The 18,465-nt window shown below is 58.5% G+C and carries 16 protein-coding genes, 1 tRNA gene and 1 pseudogene; 10 read left to right on the forward strand and 8 right to left on the reverse strand.

Annotation, left to right across the window (positions count from 1 at the left end; translation table 11 throughout):
* Together trmH and recG are read left to right on the forward strand one after the other, a co-directional pair.
* Nucleotides 1–690 carry a tRNA (guanosine(18)-2'-O)-methyltransferase TrmH gene (gene trmH / locus FHC48_RS12120; RefSeq protein WP_032654439.1) on the forward strand — a complete coding sequence of 230 codons (690 nt, stop codon included), beginning with the start codon at nt 1–3 and terminating at the stop codon, nt 688–690.
* Nucleotides 691–693: 3 nt separating this feature from the next.
* Complete coding sequence (gene recG / locus FHC48_RS12125) at nt 694–2,775, forward strand: ATP-dependent DNA helicase RecG (RefSeq protein ID WP_046091946.1); 2,082 nt, start codon at nt 694–696, stop codon at nt 2,773–2,775.
* Between the two features lie 2 nt (nt 2,776–2,777).
* Here recG and gltS read toward each other — a convergent pair whose 3' ends face one another.
* On the reverse strand, nt 2,778–3,980 hold the full coding sequence (gltS, locus tag FHC48_RS12130; protein ID WP_008502669.1) for a sodium/glutamate symporter: 1,203 nt from the start codon (nt 3,978–3,980) through the stop codon (nt 2,778–2,780).
* A gap of 224 nt (nt 3,981–4,204) precedes the next feature.
* Between gltS and xanP the strand changes: the two genes are divergently transcribed.
* Together xanP and FHC48_RS12140 are read left to right on the forward strand one after the other, a co-directional pair.
* Nucleotides 4,205–5,596, forward strand: a complete 1,392-nt coding sequence (gene xanP, locus FHC48_RS12135; RefSeq protein WP_119312272.1) for a xanthine/proton symporter XanP — start codon at nt 4,205–4,207, stop codon at nt 5,594–5,596.
* 119 nt (nt 5,597–5,715) lie between these two features.
* Nucleotides 5,716–7,410, forward strand: a complete 1,695-nt coding sequence (locus tag FHC48_RS12140) for an AsmA family protein (protein ID WP_220418802.1) — start codon at nt 5,716–5,718, stop codon at nt 7,408–7,410.
* 128 nt (nt 7,411–7,538) lie between these two features.
* Here FHC48_RS12140 and yicI read toward each other — a convergent pair whose 3' ends face one another.
* Together yicI and FHC48_RS12150 are read right to left on the reverse strand one after the other, a co-directional pair.
* Nucleotides 7,539–9,857: an alpha-xylosidase gene (yicI, locus tag FHC48_RS12145; protein WP_059362245.1), complete on the reverse strand. Its 2,319-nt coding sequence runs from the start codon at nt 9,855–9,857 to the stop codon at nt 7,539–7,541.
* 12 nt (nt 9,858–9,869) lie between these two features.
* A complete protein-coding gene (locus FHC48_RS12150) occupies nt 9,870–11,261 on the reverse strand; it encodes a glycoside-pentoside-hexuronide family transporter (protein WP_059362242.1) in 1,392 nt (463 codons plus the stop codon).
* 290 nt (nt 11,262–11,551) lie between these two features.
* Between FHC48_RS12150 and FHC48_RS12155 the strand changes: the two genes are divergently transcribed.
* A tRNA-Sec gene (locus FHC48_RS12155) sits at nt 11,552–11,646 on the forward strand.
* Nucleotides 11,647–11,924: 278 nt separating this feature from the next.
* Nucleotides 11,925–12,092: pseudogene (locus FHC48_RS23470) on the forward strand (hydroxyacid dehydrogenase); the annotation flags it as partial.
* On the opposite strand, the gene FHC48_RS12160 reads toward FHC48_RS23470, so the two are convergent.
* From FHC48_RS12160 to FHC48_RS12170, 3 genes are all read right to left on the reverse strand, one after another.
* Complete coding sequence (locus tag FHC48_RS12160; protein ID WP_059362239.1) at nt 12,082–12,537, reverse strand: acetyltransferase; 456 nt, start codon at nt 12,535–12,537, stop codon at nt 12,082–12,084. The pseudogene FHC48_RS23470 and the gene FHC48_RS12160 overlap by 11 nt on opposite strands.
* A 65-nt stretch (nt 12,538–12,602) precedes the next feature.
* Entirely contained in the window at nt 12,603–13,649 is a 1,047-nt protein-coding gene (locus tag FHC48_RS12165; RefSeq protein ID WP_059362236.1) for a class I SAM-dependent methyltransferase, read from the reverse strand.
* Nucleotides 13,650–13,727: 78 nt separating this feature from the next.
* Nucleotides 13,728–14,252: a lipocalin family protein gene (locus tag FHC48_RS12170; RefSeq protein ID WP_008500115.1), complete on the reverse strand. Its 525-nt coding sequence runs from the start codon at nt 14,250–14,252 to the stop codon at nt 13,728–13,730.
* Between the two features lie 117 nt (nt 14,253–14,369).
* On the opposite strand from FHC48_RS12170, the gene FHC48_RS12175 reads away from it, so the two are divergent.
* From FHC48_RS12175 to FHC48_RS12190, 4 genes are all read left to right on the forward strand, one after another.
* Nucleotides 14,370–15,095, forward strand: coding sequence for a MerR family transcriptional regulator (locus tag FHC48_RS12175; protein ID WP_008500116.1), 726 nt, complete (start codon nt 14,370–14,372; stop codon nt 15,093–15,095).
* Between the two features lie 99 nt (nt 15,096–15,194).
* A complete protein-coding gene (gene uraH / locus FHC48_RS12180; RefSeq protein ID WP_008500117.1) occupies nt 15,195–15,605 on the forward strand; it encodes a hydroxyisourate hydrolase in 411 nt (136 codons plus the stop codon).
* 102 nt (nt 15,606–15,707) lie between these two features.
* Nucleotides 15,708–16,667, forward strand: coding sequence for a DUF523 and DUF1722 domain-containing protein (locus FHC48_RS12185; protein ID WP_032675710.1), 960 nt, complete (start codon nt 15,708–15,710; stop codon nt 16,665–16,667).
* Nucleotides 16,668–16,812: 145 nt separating this feature from the next.
* A complete protein-coding gene (locus tag FHC48_RS12190; RefSeq protein WP_059362233.1) occupies nt 16,813–17,901 on the forward strand; it encodes an AAA family ATPase in 1,089 nt (362 codons plus the stop codon).
* 38 nt (nt 17,902–17,939) lie between these two features.
* On the opposite strand, the gene FHC48_RS12195 is transcribed toward FHC48_RS12190, so the two are convergent.
* Both FHC48_RS12195 and FHC48_RS12200 read right to left on the reverse strand, forming a co-directional pair.
* Nucleotides 17,940–18,341 (reverse strand): hypothetical protein, encoded by a 402-nt coding sequence (locus FHC48_RS12195; RefSeq protein ID WP_310572869.1) that lies wholly within the window; start codon nt 18,339–18,341, stop codon nt 17,940–17,942.
* 24 nt (nt 18,342–18,365) lie between these two features.
* On the reverse strand, nt 18,366–18,465 hold a 100-nt coding region (locus FHC48_RS12200; RefSeq protein ID WP_000641146.1), incomplete at its 5' end, for an IS1 family transposase.

An 18,465-nucleotide genomic window follows, 5' to 3' on the forward strand; every position in this document is an offset into this window, starting at 1 on the left:
ATGAATTCACAACGTTACGCGCGGATATGCGAAATGCTCGCCAGGCGTCAGCCTGACCTGACGGTCTGCATGGAGCAGGTCCATAAACCGCATAACGTCTCTGCTATCGTCCGTACCGCCGATGCCGTCGGTGTGCATGAAGTGCACGCCGTCTGGCCGGGTCACCGGATGCGCACCATGGTCTCGGCGGCGGCAGGCAGTAACAGCTGGGTTTCCGTCAAATCTCACCAGACAATTGGCGATGCCGTTTCGCACCTGAAAGGGCGCGGGATGCAAATCCTTGCCACTAACTTGTCCGCTAAAGCCGTGGATTTTCGCGAGATCGACTACACTCGCCCGACCTGCATTTTGATGGGTCAGGAGAAAACCGGGATCTCACAGGAAGCGCTGGATCTGGCGGATCGGGACATCATCATTCCGATGATCGGCATGGTCCAGTCTCTCAATGTCTCCGTGGCGTCCGCGCTCATTCTGTATGAAGCGCAGCGCCAGCGTCAGAACGCCGGCATGTACGAGCGTAGCAACAGCATGCTGCCGGAAAATGAACAGCAGCGCCTGCTGTTTGAAGGCGGTTATCCGGTGCTGGCTCGCGTTGCGAAGCAGAAAAAATTGCCTTACCCCCACGTCAACGCGCAGGGCGAAATTGAAGCCGATGCCGAGTGGTGGGCCACCATGCAGTACGCCGGGTAAGCGATGAAAGGCCGCCTGCTGGATGCTATCCCGCTCAACAGCCTGACGGGCGTGGGCGCGGCGCAAAGCAGTAAGTTGGCCAAAATTGGCCTGCACACCGTGCAGGATCTCCTGCTTCACCTCCCCCTGCGTTATGAAGACCGCACCCAGCTTTATAAGATTGGCGATCTCCTTCCTGCCATTTACGCCACCGTTGAAGGCGAAGTCCTGAACTGCAACATCACCTTCGGCGGACGCCGGATGATGACCTGCCAGATCAGCGACGGCACCGGCATTCTCACCATGCGTTTCTTCAACTTCAGCGCGGCGATGAAAAACAGCCTGGCGACAGGCCGCAGAGTGCTGGCCTATGGCGAAGCCAAACGCGGGAAGTACGGCGCAGAGATGATCCACCCCGAGTACCGCGTGCAGGGCGATCTCAGCACGCCGGAACTGCAGGAGACACTTACCCCGGTTTACCCGACGACCGAAGGCATCAAGCAGGCCACGCTGCGTAAGCTTACCGATCAGGCGCTGGAGCTGCTGGACACCTGCGCCATTACCGAGCTGCTGCCACCCGAGCTGGCGCAGGGCATGGTGAGCCTTCCCGAAGCGCTGCGAACCCTGCACCGTCCGCCGCCAACGCTGCAGCTCAGCGATTTAGAAAGCGGCAAACACCCCGCCCAACGGCGTCTTATCCTTGAGGAATTGCTGGCCCATAATCTGAGCATGCTGGCGCTTCGCGCTGGCGCGCAGCGTTTCCACGCTCAGCCGTTAAGCCAGAACGATGCGCTCAAAGATAAGCTGCTGGCCTCTCTGCCGTTTAAACCCACCGGTGCGCAGGCGCGCGTCACCGCCGAGATTGAACGCGATATGGCGCTCGACGTGCCGATGATGCGCCTGGTACAGGGCGATGTAGGCTCCGGTAAAACGCTGGTTGCCGCCCTTGCAGCCCTGCGCGCCATTGCCCACGGTAAACAGGTCGCGTTAATGGCGCCGACCGAGCTGCTGGCGGAACAACACGCCAACAATTTCCGCGCCTGGTTCGCGCCGCTGGGGATTGAAGTAGGCTGGCTGGCAGGAAAACAAAAGGGCAAAGCGCGCCTTGCGCAGCAGGAAGCCATCGCCAGCGGGCAGGTGCAGATGATTGTCGGCACGCACGCTATCTTCCAGGAGCAGGTGCAGTTCAACGGCCTTGCGCTGGTGATTATCGATGAACAGCACCGCTTCGGCGTGCATCAGCGTCTGGCGCTGTGGGAAAAGGGACTGCAGCAGGGCTTCCACCCGCATCAGCTGATCATGACCGCCACGCCGATCCCGCGCACGCTCGCGATGACGGCTTACGCCGATCTGGATACCTCCACCATCGACGAACTTCCCCCGGGCCGTACGCCGGTCACGACGGTTGCCATTCCTGACACGCGTCGAAGCGATATCATCGACCGCGTGCGCAACGCCTGTACCCACGAAGGGCGTCAGGCCTACTGGGTCTGTACCCTGATTGAAGAGTCGGAACTGCTGGAAGCGCAGGCTGCCGAAGCCACGTGGGAAGAGTTAAAGCTCGCCCTGCCGGAGCTAAACGTGGGTCTGGTTCACGGACGCATGAAGCCCGCTGAAAAGCAGGCGGTGATGCAGTCGTTCAAACAGGGCGAGCTGCATTTGCTGGTCGCGACCACGGTCATCGAAGTGGGCGTGGATGTGCCGAACTCCAGCCTGATGATTATCGAAAACCCGGAGCGCCTTGGCCTTGCCCAGCTCCACCAGCTTCGCGGGCGCGTCGGCCGTGGCGCGGTAGCGTCCCACTGCGTCCTGCTCTACAAAGCGCCGCTCTCGAAAACCGCCCAGATGCGTTTGCAGGTGCTGCGCGACAGCAACGACGGTTTTGTGATTGCGCAAAAAGACCTGGAGATCCGCGGGCCCGGTGAACTGCTGGGCACGCGTCAGACGGGGAATGCGGAATTCAAAGTCGCGGATTTGCTGCGCGATCAGGCCATGATCCCCGAGGTTCAGCGCCTCGCCCGCCACATTCATGAACGCTACCCCGAGCAGGCGGCAGCGTTAATTGAGCGCTGGATGCCGGAAACCGAACGCTATTCCAACGCCTGATTTCAGGCGAACATCGGCAGCATCAGGTACAGCTTAATCACCAGCGCGTTGACGATATCAATAAAGAACGCCCCGACCATCGGCACCACCAGAAACGCCATGTGCGATGGCCCGAAGCGTTCGGTGATCGCCTGCATGTTGGCGATAGCCGTTGGGGTTGCCCCCAGACCAAACCCGCAGTGACCCGCCGCCAGCACCGCCGCATCGTAGTTTTTGCCCATCATGCGCCAGGTGACAAACATGGCGTACAGCGCCATAAACAGGGCCTGCACCGCCAGAATCGCCACCATCGGCAGCGCCAGCGAGGCCAGCTCCCACAGCTTGAGGCTCATCAGCGCCATCGCCAGGAACAGCGACAGGCAGACGTTGCCGAGCACCGACACCGCCCGTTCAAACACGCGGTAGAAGCCCATCAGCGCCAGGCCGTTGCTCAGAATCACCCCGATAAACAGCACGCAGACAAACGTCGGCAGCTCAAACGCGGAGCCCGCCAGCCATTGCGCAACCACTTTGCCCACGGTGAGGCAGATGGCGATCATCGCGATGGTTTCAATCAGCACCAGCGAGGTAATACTGCGCCCAACGTCAGGCTTTTCAAAGGCGGTCGGTACCAGCTCGTCGTCCGGCCTGCCGTCCGGCGTGGTGGAGTGCTTCACCAGATAGCGCGCCACCGGGCCGCCAATCAGGCCACCCAGCACCAGGCCAAAGGTGGCACAGGCCATCGCCACTTCCGTTGCATTTTCAAAACCGTAGCGCTCGACGAACAATTTACTCCACGCCGCCCCGGTACCGTGACCGCCTGACAGCGTAATCGACCCCGCCAGCAGCCCCATCAGCGGATCCAGCCCCAGCAAGGTCGCCATGCCGATGCCAATCGCGTTTTGCATCAGCAGCAGCCCCACCACCACAATCAAAAATACGCCGAGCACCTTACCGCCCGCCCGCAGGCTTGCCAGGTTGGCGTTCAGGCCGATGGTGGCAAAGAAGGCCAGCATCAGCGGGTCTTTCAGGGACATGTCAAAATCGATTTCCCAGCCCATGCTTTTTTTGAGCACCAGCAGGGCCAGCGCCACCAGCAGGCCGCCAGCGACAGGTTCAGGAATGGTGTATTTTTTCAGAAGGGAAACGCTATGTACCAGCTTACGGCCAAGCAGTAACACCAGCGTTGCGGCAACAAGGGTCGACAACGTATCGAGATGAATCATAGAAGGCTCCTTTTTGCGCGTGTTCCATACACACGCGGCGTTATCCTGGGCCGGTTTGCGCTCTTCATGAGCTTCCGGCGCAAAAAGTGTAATTTTTTTTCCTCATCGGATGTAGAAAACCTGTTCACAGCGGCAGATTTTCTTGTCTTTTTTTGCTGGCAATCGTTTGCTTTTACCAGGTGGTCAGATAAAATGCCCGCTTTTCCACCGTGGGATTGCCGCCGATGTCCGTTAACACCATAGAGTCGCCTGATGCGCAACCGATTGCGCAGAAGCAAAATAGCGAACTGATTTACCGCCTTGAAGGCCGCCCGCCGCTGCCGCAGACGCTTTTCGCCGCCTGCCAGCATCTTCTGGCGATGTTTGTTGCGGTGATCACCCCGGCGCTGCTGATCTGTCAGGCACTCGGTTTACCGGCGCAGGACACGCAGCACATTATCAGCATGTCTCTCTTCGCCTCCGGCGTGGCCTCGATTATCCAGATTAAAGCGTGGGGTCCGGTGGGGTCGGGTTTACTGTCTATTCAGGGCACCAGCTTTAACTTTGTGGCGCCGCTGATCATGGGCGGTACGGCCCTGAAAACCGGCGGCGCGGATGTTCCAACCATGATGGCGGCGCTGTTCGGCACCCTGATGCTGGCCAGCTGTACGGAGATGGTGATCTCCCGCGTTCTGCACCTGGCTCGCCGCGTCATCACCCCGCTGGTTTCCGGCGTCGTCGTGATGATTATCGGCCTGTCGCTGATTCAGGTGGGCCTCACCTCCATCGGCGGCGGCTATGCCGCCATGAGCGACCACACCTTCGGCGCGCCAAAAAACCTGCTGCTGGCGGGCGTCGTGCTGGCCATCATTATTCTGCTTAACCGCCAGCGTAACCCATACCTGCGCGTCGCCTCGCTGGTGATCGCCATGGCGGCAGGCTACCTGCTGGCGTGGGCGCTGGGCATGCTGCCGGAGAACACCGCGCCAGCCAACAGCGCGCTGATCACTGTCCCTACGCCGCTGTATTACGGTCTGGGCATTGACTGGGGCCTGCTCCTGCCGCTGATGCTGGTCTTTATGATCACCTCTCTGGAGACCATTGGAGATATCACCGCCACCTCCGACGTCTCCGAGCAGCCCGTTTCCGGCCCGCTGTACATGAAGCGCCTGAAAGGCGGCGTGCTGGCGAACGGTCTGAATTCGTTTGTCTCTGCGGTCTTCAATACCTTCCCGAACTCCTGCTTCGGTCAGAACAACGGCGTGATCCAGCTGACCGGCGTGGCCAGCCGCTATGTCGGCTTCGTGGTGGCGCTGATGCTGATCGTCCTCGGCCTGTTCCCGGCGGTGAGCGGCTTTGTGCAGCACATCCCTGAGCCGGTGCTGGGCGGTGCAACGCTGGTGATGTTCGGGACGATCGCGGCCTCCGGCGTGCGTATCGTCTCCCGCGAGCCGCTGAACCGCCGCGCAATCATGATTATTGCGCTGTCGCTGGCCGTCGGTCTGGGCGTTTCTCAGCAGCCGCTGATCCTGCAGTTTGCCCCGGACTGGGTGAAAAACCTGCTCTCTTCCGGCATTGCCGCGGGCGGTATCACCGCTATCGTGCTGAACCTCGTTTTCCCGCCTGAAAAGAACTGATCCCCTTCACGGCAGGCAGTCAATGTCTGCCGTGACATCTATTTACACCATTCCCGCCTTGAGGATTGCGCATAAATCGTGCATAACTCCCTTATGTGCGTTTTGCGGGATGGAAGACCATGAAATTTATTGGAAAGCTACTCGTCTATCTTCTGGTAGCCCTGCTCATTGTGATACTGGCGCTCTATATTCTGCTCCAGACCCGCTGGGGCGCGACTCAGGTCAGCAGCTGGGTAACGGTGAATACCGACTACGAGCTCAGTTTCGACAAGATGAATCACCGCTTTTCGTCACCATCCCACATCATTCTGGAAAACGTCACCTTCGGCCGGGACGGTAAACCCGCCACGCTGGTGGCCAAAAAAGTGGATATCGGCCTCAGCAGCCGCCAGATAACCGATCCGCTGCACATGGACACCATCACCCTGTTCGACGGCACGCTGAATCTCTCCCCGCAGACCGCGCCGCTGCCCTTCCAGGCGGATCGCCTGCAGCTGAACAATATGGCCTTTAACAGCCCGAATACCGAATGGGATCTGAGCGCGCAGAAGGTGACGGGCGGCGTCAGCCCGTGGCAGCCGGAAGCGGGCAACGTGCTGGGTAATCACGCGCAGATCCAGATGAGCGCAGGCTCGCTAACCCTCAACGGCGTACCGGCCACCAACGTGCTGATTGAGGGCCAGCTCAACGGCAAGGAAGTGGTGCTGAATACGATTGGCGCCGATATGGCCCGGGGCTCGCTCACCGGCTCGGCCCTGCGCAACGCCGACGGGAGCTGGATTATCGACACGATGCGCCTGAACGAGATCCGCCTGCAGAGCGATAAAACGCTGACGGCGTTCTTCGCACCGCTCGCCACTATCCCCTCTCTGCAGATTGGTCGTCTGGACGTGACCGACGCCCGGCTTCAGGGCCCGGACTGGGCGGTGACCGACCTCGATTTAAGCCTGCGCAACCTGACGCTGAGCAAAGGTGACTGGCAGAGCCAGGAAGGCCGCCTGTCCATGAACGCCAGCGAGTTTATCTACGGCTCGCTGCATCTTTTTGATCCGATCCTGAATGCGGAGTTTTCCCCGCAGGGCATGGCGCTGCGCCAGTTCACCTCCCGCTGGGAAGGCGGCATGGTGCGCACGTCCGGTAACTGGCTGCGCGACGGTAAAGCGCTGGTGCTGGACGATGTCGCCATTGCCGGGCTGGAGTATACCCTGCCGCAAAACTGGAAAGCGCTGTGGATGGCGCCTCTGCCGGAATGGCTGAACAGCGTCACGCTGCAAAAATTTGGCCTGAGCCGCAACCTGGTGATCGACATCGATCCCGCCTTCCCGTGGCAGATCACCTCTCTGGACGGCTATGGCGCAAACCTGCAGCTGGTGAAAGATCGCCAGTGGGGCGTCTGGGGCGGCAGCGCAACCCTGAACGGCGCGGCGGCGACCTTTAACCGCGTGGACGTGCGCCGTCCGTCGCTGGCGCTGAATGCTAACGCCGCGACGGTGAACATTACCGACCTGAGCGCGTTTACCGAGAAAGGTATTCTGGAAGCCACGGCGACCGTTTCCCAGCTGCCGCAGCGGCAGACCGCGGTGAGCCTGAACGGGCGCGGCGTTCCGCTCAGCGTGCTGCAGCAGTGGGGCTGGCCTGCGCTGCCGATTGCAGGTGACGGCAATATTCAGCTCACCGCCAGCGGCAGCGTGCAGGCCAGTGCGCCGCTGAAGCCAACGGTGAATGGGAAGCTGAACGCAGTGAATATGGATAAGCAGCAGGTAGAGCAGACGATGACGGGCGGCGTGGTGTCGGCGATGGCGCCGGCACAGTAAAAAGCCGGGTGGTGGCTTCGCCTTACCCGGCCTACGAGGTTTTGGTTCCCTCTCCCTGTGGGTGAGGGCATCAGACCGCATAATTACCGTAGGCCCGGTAAGCGAAGCGCCACCGGGCATTTTCCACCTCAGAGCTGAACCACCACCTCATTCCCTTCGGCTTTCACCACCACGCCCCACTCGCTGCCCGCCTGTGAGCCGCCCTTCACGCCGCTCACCGTCTGCACGTTGCGCAAACACACCGACCAGTTTTGCGCGTCTCCCGTGCCGGTAAAGGTCACGATGTCGCCCTGACGCGATGCCTTCAGCGTAAACGCCACCGCGCCGTTCGCCGAAGGCACTTCGCTCACTGCCGTTGCGCCATCATCCAGGTTAAACAGCTGGAAGGCCGTCCCCTCGTGCCACGCGTAGTCGGGCTTCTGGTTATTATTGCCCAGCGCCAGCAGCGTGTTGTCGCGCACGTAGACCGGCAGGCTCATGAAATCGTGCTGCTGCTTATGCCAGCGGCTGCCCTGGATTTCGTCGTTGTGCCACAGGTGCGTCCAGCGCCCTTCCGGCAGGTAGAACTGCACGTCGCCCGCCTCGGAGAACACCGGCGCCACCATTAACGAATCCCCCAGCATGTACTGACGGTCGAGGTAATCGCACGCCGGATCGTCCGGGAACTCCAGCATCATCGCCCGCAGCATCGGCGTGCCGAACTCGCGCGCCAGCGTCGCCTGACGGTACAGATACGGCATCAGCTGGCACTTCAGCTGCGTGAAGTGGCGCACCACGTCGCAGGACTCGTCATCGTACGCCCACGGCACGCGGTAGGATTTGCTGCCGTGAAGGCGGCTGTGGCTGGAAAACAGCCCGAACGCGCACCAGCGCTTGTAGACGTGCGCCGGGGCGGTGTTTTCGAACCCGCCGATATCGTGGCTCCAGAACCCGAAGCCGGACAGGCCAATCGACAGCCCACCGCGCAGGCTTTCGGCCATTGATTCATAGTTGGCGTAGCAGTCACCACCCCAGTGCACCGGGAACTGTTGCGCACCCACGGACGCGGAGCGGGCAAAGAGCACCGCCTCTTCTTCTCCCACCGTCTCTTTCAGCACGTTCCACACCAGCTCGTTGTAGATGTAGGCGTAATGGTTGTGCATCTTCTGTGGATCGGACCCGTCGAACCACTGCACGTCCGTCGGAATACGCTCGCCAAAGTCGGTCTTGAAGCAGTCGACGCCGATATCCACCAGCCCTTTCAGCTTGTCGGCATACCACCGGCACGCGTCCGGGTTGGTGAAGTCGTAAATCGCCAGCCCCGGCTGCCATTTGTCCCACTGCCACAGGGATCCGTCCGGGCGCTTGAGCAGGTAGCCCTTCTCTTTCAGCTCCCGGAAGATCGGGGATTTCTGGCCGATATACGGGTTAATCCACACGCAGACCTTCAGCCCTTTCTCTTTCAGGCGGCGGATCATGCCTTCCGGATCCGGGAAGGTCACCGGATCCCACTCGAAGTCGCACCACTGGAAGGCCTTCATCCAGAAGCAGTCAAAGTGGAACACGTGCAGCGGCAGGTCCCGTTCGGCCATGCCGTCGATAAACCTGTTCACCGTGGCTTCGTCGTAGTTGGTGGTGAACGAGGTGGTGAGCCACAGGCCGAACGACCAGGCAGGCGGCAGCGCCGGACGCCCAGTGAAGCGGGTATAGCGGTTCAGCACTTCTTTCGGCGTCGGGCCGTCGATAACGAAGTACTCAAGATATTCGCCTTCCACGCTGAACTGCACCTTAGAGACTTTCTCGGAGCCCACTTCAAACGAGACGTTTTCCGGGTGATTCACCAGCACGCCGTAGCCGCGGTTGGTCAGGTAGAACGGGATATTTTTGTAGGACTGCTCGGTGCTGGTGCCGCCATCGCGGTTCCAGGTTTCGACCGTCTGGCCGTTGCGCACCAGCGCGGTAAAACGCTCGCCCAGACCGTAGACCGTTTCCCCCACGCCCAGATCCAGACGTTCGAACACGTAATTGCGGTCGGTATTGCTGTCCTGCACGTAGCCGTTATTTTTCAGCTGGCTGCCGGTAATGCGCTGGCCGTTGCGCAGGAAATCCAGCGCCCAGAACTCGCCTTTGGTGACGCGCACGCTGACGCTGCCGCTTTTCAGCTCGGCAAATTCGGCGTTGTTTTCAATCTCTACCTTCACGTCTTTCAGAACGTTCAGCGGATAGTGCGGGCCGTTGTTTAGCGCGCCCTGGAAGTGCTCGATGCGCACTCCCACAATCCCTTCCTGTGGAGCAAACAGGCGCACCGTGAACATCAACGTGTCGAGCTGCCAGGTGCGCTCACGCACGTCACGCGGCGCCACATACACCACCAGGTCATTGCCCTGCTGCTCCACGTCGAATACCTGCACCGGATACGTCACGTTCAGGCCCGGTTGAATAAGCCAGTTTCCATCACTGATTTTCATACTCTCGTCCTCTTAGTTCTGTAATTCTTTGCTGACCGGCAGGTTTTCAAACTCCTGCTGGTTGCGGCGTGCGCCCTGCGCCAGCTCGCCCAGGATTTTGGTCAGGAAGGGGGTTTTCAGCGTGTAGTAGCGTTTGGCGATGATGGCGCTCAGCACGTAGCAGACCGCCGGGGCCAGGGTAAACAGGCCGATAATGATGCTGATGGTCGCGCTGTTCTGGGTTTTGGCCGCCGCATCGTAGCCGCCGCCTGCCAGCATCCAGCCGATCATCGCCCCACCCAGCGCCAGACCCAACTTCAGCACGAACAGCGTGCCTGCAAAGCTGATGCCGGTCAGGCGCTTGCCGTTGGTCCATTCACCGTAGTCGACGGTATCGGACATCATGACCCACTGGATCGGCGTCACCAGCTGGTGCAGCACGCCGATTACGAAGATAAAGGCGAACATCACCACGGTGGCATGCATCGGGACGAAGAACATCGCCACGCTGACCACCGCCAGCGCGGCGTTGGTCCACCAGAAGATGCTGACCTTGCACTTCCAGTCGGTGAGCGGTTTCGCCAGCGCTGAGCCAATCAGGTTGCCGACGCAGTAGGTGGTGAGGAACGCGACGAACACTTCCGGCGAGCCCATGATCCAGGTGCAGTAGTACATCATCGCGCCGCCGCGCACGCAGACGGCGAGGATGTTGAGGATGGTCAGCACGCCGACGATGCGCCACTGGTCGTTGTGCCAGATGTCGCGCAGGTCTTCCCGCATGGAGGTGGTGCTCGGCGGCACCTGGATGCGCTCTTTGGTGGTGAAGAAGCAGAACGCCAGCATCAGGAATGCGACCACCGACAGCACGGCAATCCCGCCCTGGAAGCCGAACGCCTTATCGTCGCCGCCAATCAGCTTCACCAGCGGCATCATCAGCACCGTAGAGAGCATGCCGCCCGCCGTCGCCAGCACAAAGCGCCAGGACTGAAGGGAGATACGCTGCGTCGGGTCACTGGTGATCACGCCGCCCAGCGCGCAGTAAGGAATGTTGACCACGGTATAGAGCAGGGTCAGCAGGGTGTAGGTAACGGCGGCGTAAACCATTTTGCCGTTAAGGCTGAGGTCCGGCGTGGTGTAGGCCAGCACGCAGACGATACCGAACGGGATCGCGCCGAACACAATCCACGGGCGGAACTTGCCCCAGCGGCTGCGGGTGCGATCGGCAATCAGCCCCATGCACGGGTCGGAGATCGCATCCAGCGCGCGGGCCAGCAGGAACATGGTGCCGACAAACCCGGCGGGAATGCCGAAAATGTCGGTGTAGAAAAACATCATGTACAACATGACGTTATCAAAAATGATGTGGCTGGCGGCGTCTCCCATGCCGTAGCCAATCTTCTCTTTTACTGACAGTACTTCGCTCATCTTTTTTTATCCTTCACGCTGTAGGGGGCGCTGAGACCGGTTGCATTGGTTTTAAACCATTGTTTCAGATGGGGGTATTGCGTTTTCTGGTTAGCAGATTACGTTTCTTGTTTTTTGTGATCGCGGTAAATACTGGAGAGCACGAAAGGCTAACCTGAGGATTTTCTTAAGAATTAACTGAAACAGGGGGGTACAGGTCAAAAGAGAGGTGAAAAAAGTGGTGTGGGGTATGTGGTAAATGCCTGAAAGTAGCTATAATGCGCCCCGCCTCCATGTAGCAATGCAGGCGCGGAAGATCGTCATCTCCGGTGAGGTGGCTGGACTTCAAATCCAGTTGGGGACGCCAGCGTTCCCGGGCAGGTTCGACTCCTGTGATCTTCCGCCAAAAGTTGTTTTATTCATCCCCATGTTGCTCAGCTGCTACTTTACGTTTCTTCGCTATATCTTGAGCCTTAATATGATATTCCCATCTTATCGAGTTCATTATAATTGCGTATATATTAAATATAAACGTCTTAAGCACTAGCAATAAATAAACAATACTGCTACCTATAATACAATATGTGAATGATATTATTCCATTTTTCATCTCTGTAGTTAGAGGAAGTATTGTAAACACATTTGACCCCACACCTTTTGGCTGACAAAATAAAATAACAAACAGATCGGGGCGTTTTAAAAGGAGCAGGCAAAATCAGCAAGAAAGCGGCTGATGAAAAGGCGTGCTCAGAATACATTGAGTTTGAAAAAAAGCAGCGCCTGCTGAAACAAGCCGAAGGTGAGAAAGATATTATCGGCTTATTAAAATGGGATAAACAGGCTAAGCGCTAATCCCGGTATTCCTGTTCAGCTTCATATGCAGCAACGGAAACGGATTCCCCTGCCCGTCCAGTTCCGAGCGGCCGACCTGCTCAAACCCCATATGGCGATAAAATCCCACGGCCTGCGGGTTCTGCTCATTCACGTCCACTTCGTTCGCGCCGAACGCTGCGATGGCGTGTTGCAGCAGCAATTTCCCAACGCCTTTCCCCCGGCTCGCATCATCAACAAACAGCATTTCAATGCGGTTTTCATCCACGCCTAAAAAGCCGTGAATAACGCCTGCGTCATACTGGGCCATCACAACGCTGAGGTTTGGCAAATACGCGTTAAGCAATAACGGGCGCAGCGCCGCGATATCGCTTTCCTGTAAAAAGTGATGGGTGGCGCGGACGGAGGATTCCCAGATCGCAACAAGACGTTCGAAGTGTGTGGGGAGTGCGGTTTCAATTTTCATGGGGGGATCATGTGCGGTTTAGGACGTTAATTCAAGTCACTCCTTGCGCTCTGTTCCCCCTCACCCTAGCCCTCTCCCACAGGGAGAGGGAACTGACCGTGCGGTTTTTCATCCCCTACCCTGATCTCCATCACCGCATACACCCCGTCCTTCGGCACCACCACGGTGACGTTTTCCACCGGCACGCCCGCCGCGAGGTGGATGTCCTGCAGCTGCTGTAACGACCTCGGGTGAATATCCTCCCAGCCGATGCCCCGCAGCACAAAGTCAATCTGCGGGCTGCTGGTGAGCATGTTCGACACAATCACCGCGCCGCCGGGCTTGACCAGCCGCAGCGCGCGCTGGAGAAAAATCACCGCGTCAGTATCGTTGAAGTATTCGAAAATCCCCAGCGCGTCGACCAGTTCAGCCTGATGCTCGCCCAGCTCCAGCAGCAGGTCCTCGTTACGCACCAGCGTATGGAGCAGGTTGCGCCTGAGCAGCGTCAGCTGTTCGCCCACCACAATGCCTTCCTGCGCCGCCATGGTTTCCGCCCAGCTCAGCGCTACGGGGTCTTTGTCCACCAGCGTGAGATAGACCTGCTGACCGTCGAGCTTTGCTTCGCGCAGCGCCTCCAGCACCGGAATGGCGGCACCGCTCGCGAGGCTGACCCAGTTGTTCTCGCTTTCATTATGAATGTACTTATCCACCAGCGCGGCCAGCACCCGGGCGCGGGAGCGCACGCCAATCGCATCGTTAGCATGGATAAACCACTGGCGGCTGTCGCTGTCCATTTTTGTGCCGTCGGGCAGGCGGTCCTCCAGCGGGTTTTGCACCACAAACAGCGCCAGCGCGGAGGGGACCAGCCGGGTGCGCCACGCGGTGAGCGCCGGACGGTTGCGGAAGGCCTGTTCGGAATAGCGGTTCTGCGGAACAAGCACGGCCTGCCCGCCCTCGTCGTATTCCACACGCGGCGGCCGGAGCGCTGGCTCGGCTTTCAGGGCGCGGTCAAGGGAGGCGATCTCACGAGCAGCATCGTCTTTCATCGGCCACTGGTCGCTGACGTCGGGAAATGACGCGCTGAAAATCGTCATATTTTCCGGCGCATCGCCGCGAAAAGGCTGCCAGTTCATGTCGTCTTCCCTCCGGTGGGCTTTTAACGGAAGTCTATCCAGGCCAGCCAGTAATGCCCCAGGAAGAAAGCACGATTTTTATTGTTTCACCCACACCAGCTGGTCAACCCGGAAGCCCAGACTGCGCGCGGTGTTCAGGTAATCCTGCTTCACCGCATCCGGGATGGTCGGCGTGCGCGACAGGATCCACAGGTAATCGCGGTTCGGGCCGCTGACCAGCGCGTACTGGTACTTATCGTCCAGTCTGATCACGTTATAGCCGCCGTAGAACGGGCCGAAGAAGGAGACCTTCAGCGCAGCGGTGGTCGGCTCGCCGGTGAAGTACGCTTTCCCCTCGCTCTCATTCCACTTGTTCTTCACCGGATCGTAACCCCGGTTAAGCACGCTGATACCGCCGTCGCTGCGCTTGCCGTAGGTCGCCGTCACCTGCTCCAGCCCGCGTTCGAAGCGGTTTTCCAGACGGGCGACTTCGTACCATTTACCGAGATAGCGGCTGGCTTCGAAGTTGGTAATAGGCTGCACGCCTTTCGGCGGCGTGGGGGATTTACAGGCGACCAGCGTCAAAGCAATCGCAACACCGGTCACAACAGGCCATAGCTTCATGAGAATTCCTTTCATTTGCACGGTTGGATGTTAAGTGTAGTGCACCGTTTCGGCGCTTCATCCCGTTCGGGAAAATTCGTAGTATATTGAGAGTATTCCTCCACTCTGGACACGGACATGGCTTACTCCATCGGCGAATTCGCCAGACTCAGCGGCATCACCGCCACCACCCTGCGGGCGTGGCAGCGTCGCTATGGTTTACTCAAGCCACAGCGCACGGAAGGCGGCCATCGCCAGTACAGCGATGAGGACGTCCAGCAGGCGCTCAAAATCCTCGACTGGGTAAAAAAAGGCGTCCCGATCGGCCAGGTCAAACCGCTGCTGGAACGCCCGACGCCGGGCCGAACCAACAACTGGCAAACCCTGCAGCAGAACATGCTGCAACGCCTGCAGGACGGCAAAGTCGAGTCCCTGCGCCAGATGATTTACGACGCCGGGCGCGAATACCCAAGGCCGGAGCTGGTCGCGAACGTGCTGCGCCCGCTGCGCCGCCAGGTCTCGGCTAACGTGGCCGCCGCCATGACCCTGCGCGCGATCCTCGACGGCATCATCATCGCCTATACCTCGTTTTGCCTCGAAGGCGATAAAAAAGCGCCGGGCGATAATATTCTGCTTAGCGGCTGGCACCTGAACGACCCGTGCGAGATCTGGCTCGAAGCCCTAACGCGCACCGGGCAGGGCCACCGCATCGACATTCTGCCAGTTCCGCCAGACGCCCTGGCTCCGGACATTTTCCCGGAGCGAAAATGGCTGCTGGTCACCAGCGGTAAACTCACCGCCGGGCGGAAAAAGCAGGTGGAGCAGTGGCAGCAGCAGGTATCGCTTGAAGTGATTATCCTCTGATCATTTTCTTCTGCGGGAATCTTCACGAAAAGTTGAATATTTTCCCGCGCCGCAAATGCTAACGTTTTCCTGTGACGAATAACTCCACAGGAAAACACCATGAAAAAAACTGCCCCTCTGCTGATCCTGGCCTCAATGGCCTTTGCCCCCGCCGCCTTTAGCGCCCCTGCCGGTACGCTGAGCGTCCACATTCTCGACCAGCAAACCGGGATGCCGCCATCAGACGTGAGCGTTACGCTGGAGAAGCAGCAGCAGGACAAATGGACCCCGATTGCCAGCGGTAAAACCGACCATGACGGACGCATCAAATCGCTTTATCCGCAGGATCAGGACATGCAGCCTGGCGTGTATAAAGTGACCTTCAAAACCGCAGAGTACTTCCACGGCAAAAAGCTGGACTCCTTCTTCCCGGAGATCCCGGTGCTGTTTACCGTGACCCGCACCAACGAGAAGCTGCACATCCCGCTTCTGCTGAGCCAGTACGGTTACTCGACTTACAAGGGCAGCTAAGACGTATTGATTTTAAAGGAATTAAAAAAATAGTTCCGCGAATACTTGGACAAATTAGTCATGTTGTGTAAGTTTTAATTATATGAACGGGAGGACCACACCATGACAACGAAACCTGTGCTCGGTATTAGCGGATGTTTGACCGGATCCGCCGTTCGCTTTGACGGCGGACACAAGCGTATGAGCTTCGTCATGGATGAGCTGGCCCAGTGGGTGAACTTCAGGCCCGTCTGTCCGGAAATGGCCATCGGCCTGCCGACGCCTCGCCCTGCGCTGCGTTTGATTTTGACCACCAGCGGTGAAACGCAGATGCGCTTTAGCCATGCGCCTCACGAAGACGTTACGCAGAAAATGGCGGACTTTACGGCAGATTTTTTGCCGAAAATCGGCGATCTCGCCGGGTTTATCGTCTGCGCTAAATCTCCAAGCTGCGGCATGGAACGCGTGCGCCTGTATGATGAAAACGGCAACCGGGGCCGCAAGGAGGGGGTCGGGCTGTTCACCGCCGCCCTCCTTGAAACCTGGCCGTGGCTGCCCGTGGAAGAGGACGGACGCCTGCACGATCCGGTGCTGCGTGAAAACTTTGTCGAACGTGTTTTTGCCCTGCACGAACTCAACACGCTGCGTAAAAATGGCCTCACGCGCCGCGCGCTGCTGGACTTCCACAGCCGTTACAAACTCCAGCTGCTGGCGCACCATCAGGCGGGTTACCGTGAAATCGGCCCGTTCGTTGCCTCGCTGCACGAGTGGGAAGACCTGGACGCCTTCTTTGTGGCGTACCGGGAAAAGCTGATGACCATACTGAAAAAACCCGCTTCGCGGAAGAATCACACCAACGTGCTGATGCATATTCAGGGGTATTTTCGTAACCAGCTGAACACCCGCCAGCGCGGCGAACTGCGCGACGTGATCCTGCACTATCGCAACGGACAGTTACCTATCCTCGCCCCGATCACGCTGCTGAAGCACTACCTGGCCGAATACCCCGACCGGTATCTGATGACGCAAAACTACTTTGATCCCTATCCTGATGATTTGGGTCTGCGTCTGGCAGTCAAGTGATGAAAAAAATGCGAAGGCCCCATTGACCCGTAGAGGCCCAAAGCAGTACCCCGTTTAGACGACATCCTCACTGTCGTCTCTTTTTTGCATTTCATCTCAAAGACTGTGATTATATACAGTCTTATTCTGCGAAAGGGGCCTGCCTGTGATCCACACCCTGCACATTCAAAACTACCGCTCCATCCGCGAGATGTCGCTGGAGCTGGAGCAGCTCAATATCGTCTTCGGGCCGAACGGCACTGGAAAATCGAATATCTACAAAGCGATACACCTGATGCACAGCGCCGCCCTGGGTCAGTTTTCCCAGGCGCTGGCGAACGAGGGCGGCATTCTGAAGGTGTTCTGGGCAGGCAAAACCCGTAGCGACCAGCTGCGGCGGATGAACCTCGCGGTAGAAACAGAGGCCTACGAATACGAGCTGCAGGTCGGGTTTGTGGAGAAGCTGCCCTACCCCTCGCAGTTCCAGCTCGATCCGGTGATCAAAGAAGAATCTCTCTGGCTGAGCGGCCAGCACCGCCGCCCCTCGTCGCAGCTGATGAAGCGCAGGAATCAGGCGGTGTTTCTGAATAACGTGCATCACGAGAAAGTGACCCACAGCGGCACGCTGTACGAGAACGAATCGGTATTCGGACAGCTCGGCGAACCGCACCTTTACCCGGAAGTGTCGCAGATGCGCGAGTCCCTGCGTAACTGGCGCTTTTATCATGAGTTTTCAGTATCAATCGGCTCGGCGATGCGCGCCCCGCAGGTCGGTTTCCGCTCCCCGGTGCTGGCCAGCGACGGCGCTAACCTGGCGGCGGCGTTTCAGACCATCGTGGAGATTGGCGACGAGCTGCTGCTGATGCGCATCCTCGACCAGGCCTTCCCCGGCTGCGTGTTTTACAGCGACAACACCGGCGGACGTTTTCGCATGATGATGCAGCGCGAGGGATTGAGCAGGCCGCTGGAACCGGCGGAGTTCTCCGACGGCACCCTGCGCTTTCTGTGCCTGGCGGTAGCGCTGCTCAGCCCGCGCCCACCGGCGTTTATCGCGTTGAACGAACCGGAAAACAGCCTGCACCCGCAGATGCTGCCTGCCCTGGCGAGCTTAATCGCCGAGGCCAGCCGCTACTCGCAGATCTGGCTCACCAGCCACTCGCCGGAGCTGGCAAAGTTGATTGAGAAGCAGCGAACGTTTTCGCTGTATCAGCTGTCGATGACGGAAGGGGAGACGCGGGTGGAGAGGCTGGGGTAGTCTCAATGGGCACGGAGGCTGTTTTTTCGCATCTCGCTTCAGTGAAGCATGCCAATAAAGAACCCCAGATACCCGGCCCTGCTTAACCATATAAAGGGGCTGGTAAGGCCGGAGCGCCGGATATTAATCAACTCTCTCATGGGGGCCAGGCCATCATTTTTGATAACGACATTTTTTGCACAATAGCGGCAATGCATAATCAGAAATAAAATTCCGGCGATCGCAAAACCAATATAACTTTCGCGACTTCCCCAAAAATGGGGGCTTAATTTTAAATAGGTTAATCCCCAGATACTGACTAGAAAGACGATAAATGAAGATGCTGCGATGTTCATGTCTCGCTTACTACCCAGACCAAAAAAAAGCGCATCAAAGAAAAACATCGTGGTAAGAGGTGACTGAACGCTTCTTCCCGTCATTTTACTAAAACGGACAAACACGACAGTTCCGGTAATGACTCCAACTTATTGATAGTGTTTTATGTTCAGATAATGCCCGATGACTTTGTCATGCAGCTCCACCGATTTTGAGAACGACAGCGACTTCCGTCCCAGCCTTGCCAGA

Origin of the sequence: Enterobacter sp. EC_50, from assembly GCF_019584525.1 — a bacterium.
Taxonomy (GTDB): domain Bacteria; phylum Pseudomonadota; class Gammaproteobacteria; order Enterobacterales; family Enterobacteriaceae; genus Enterobacter; species Enterobacter roggenkampii.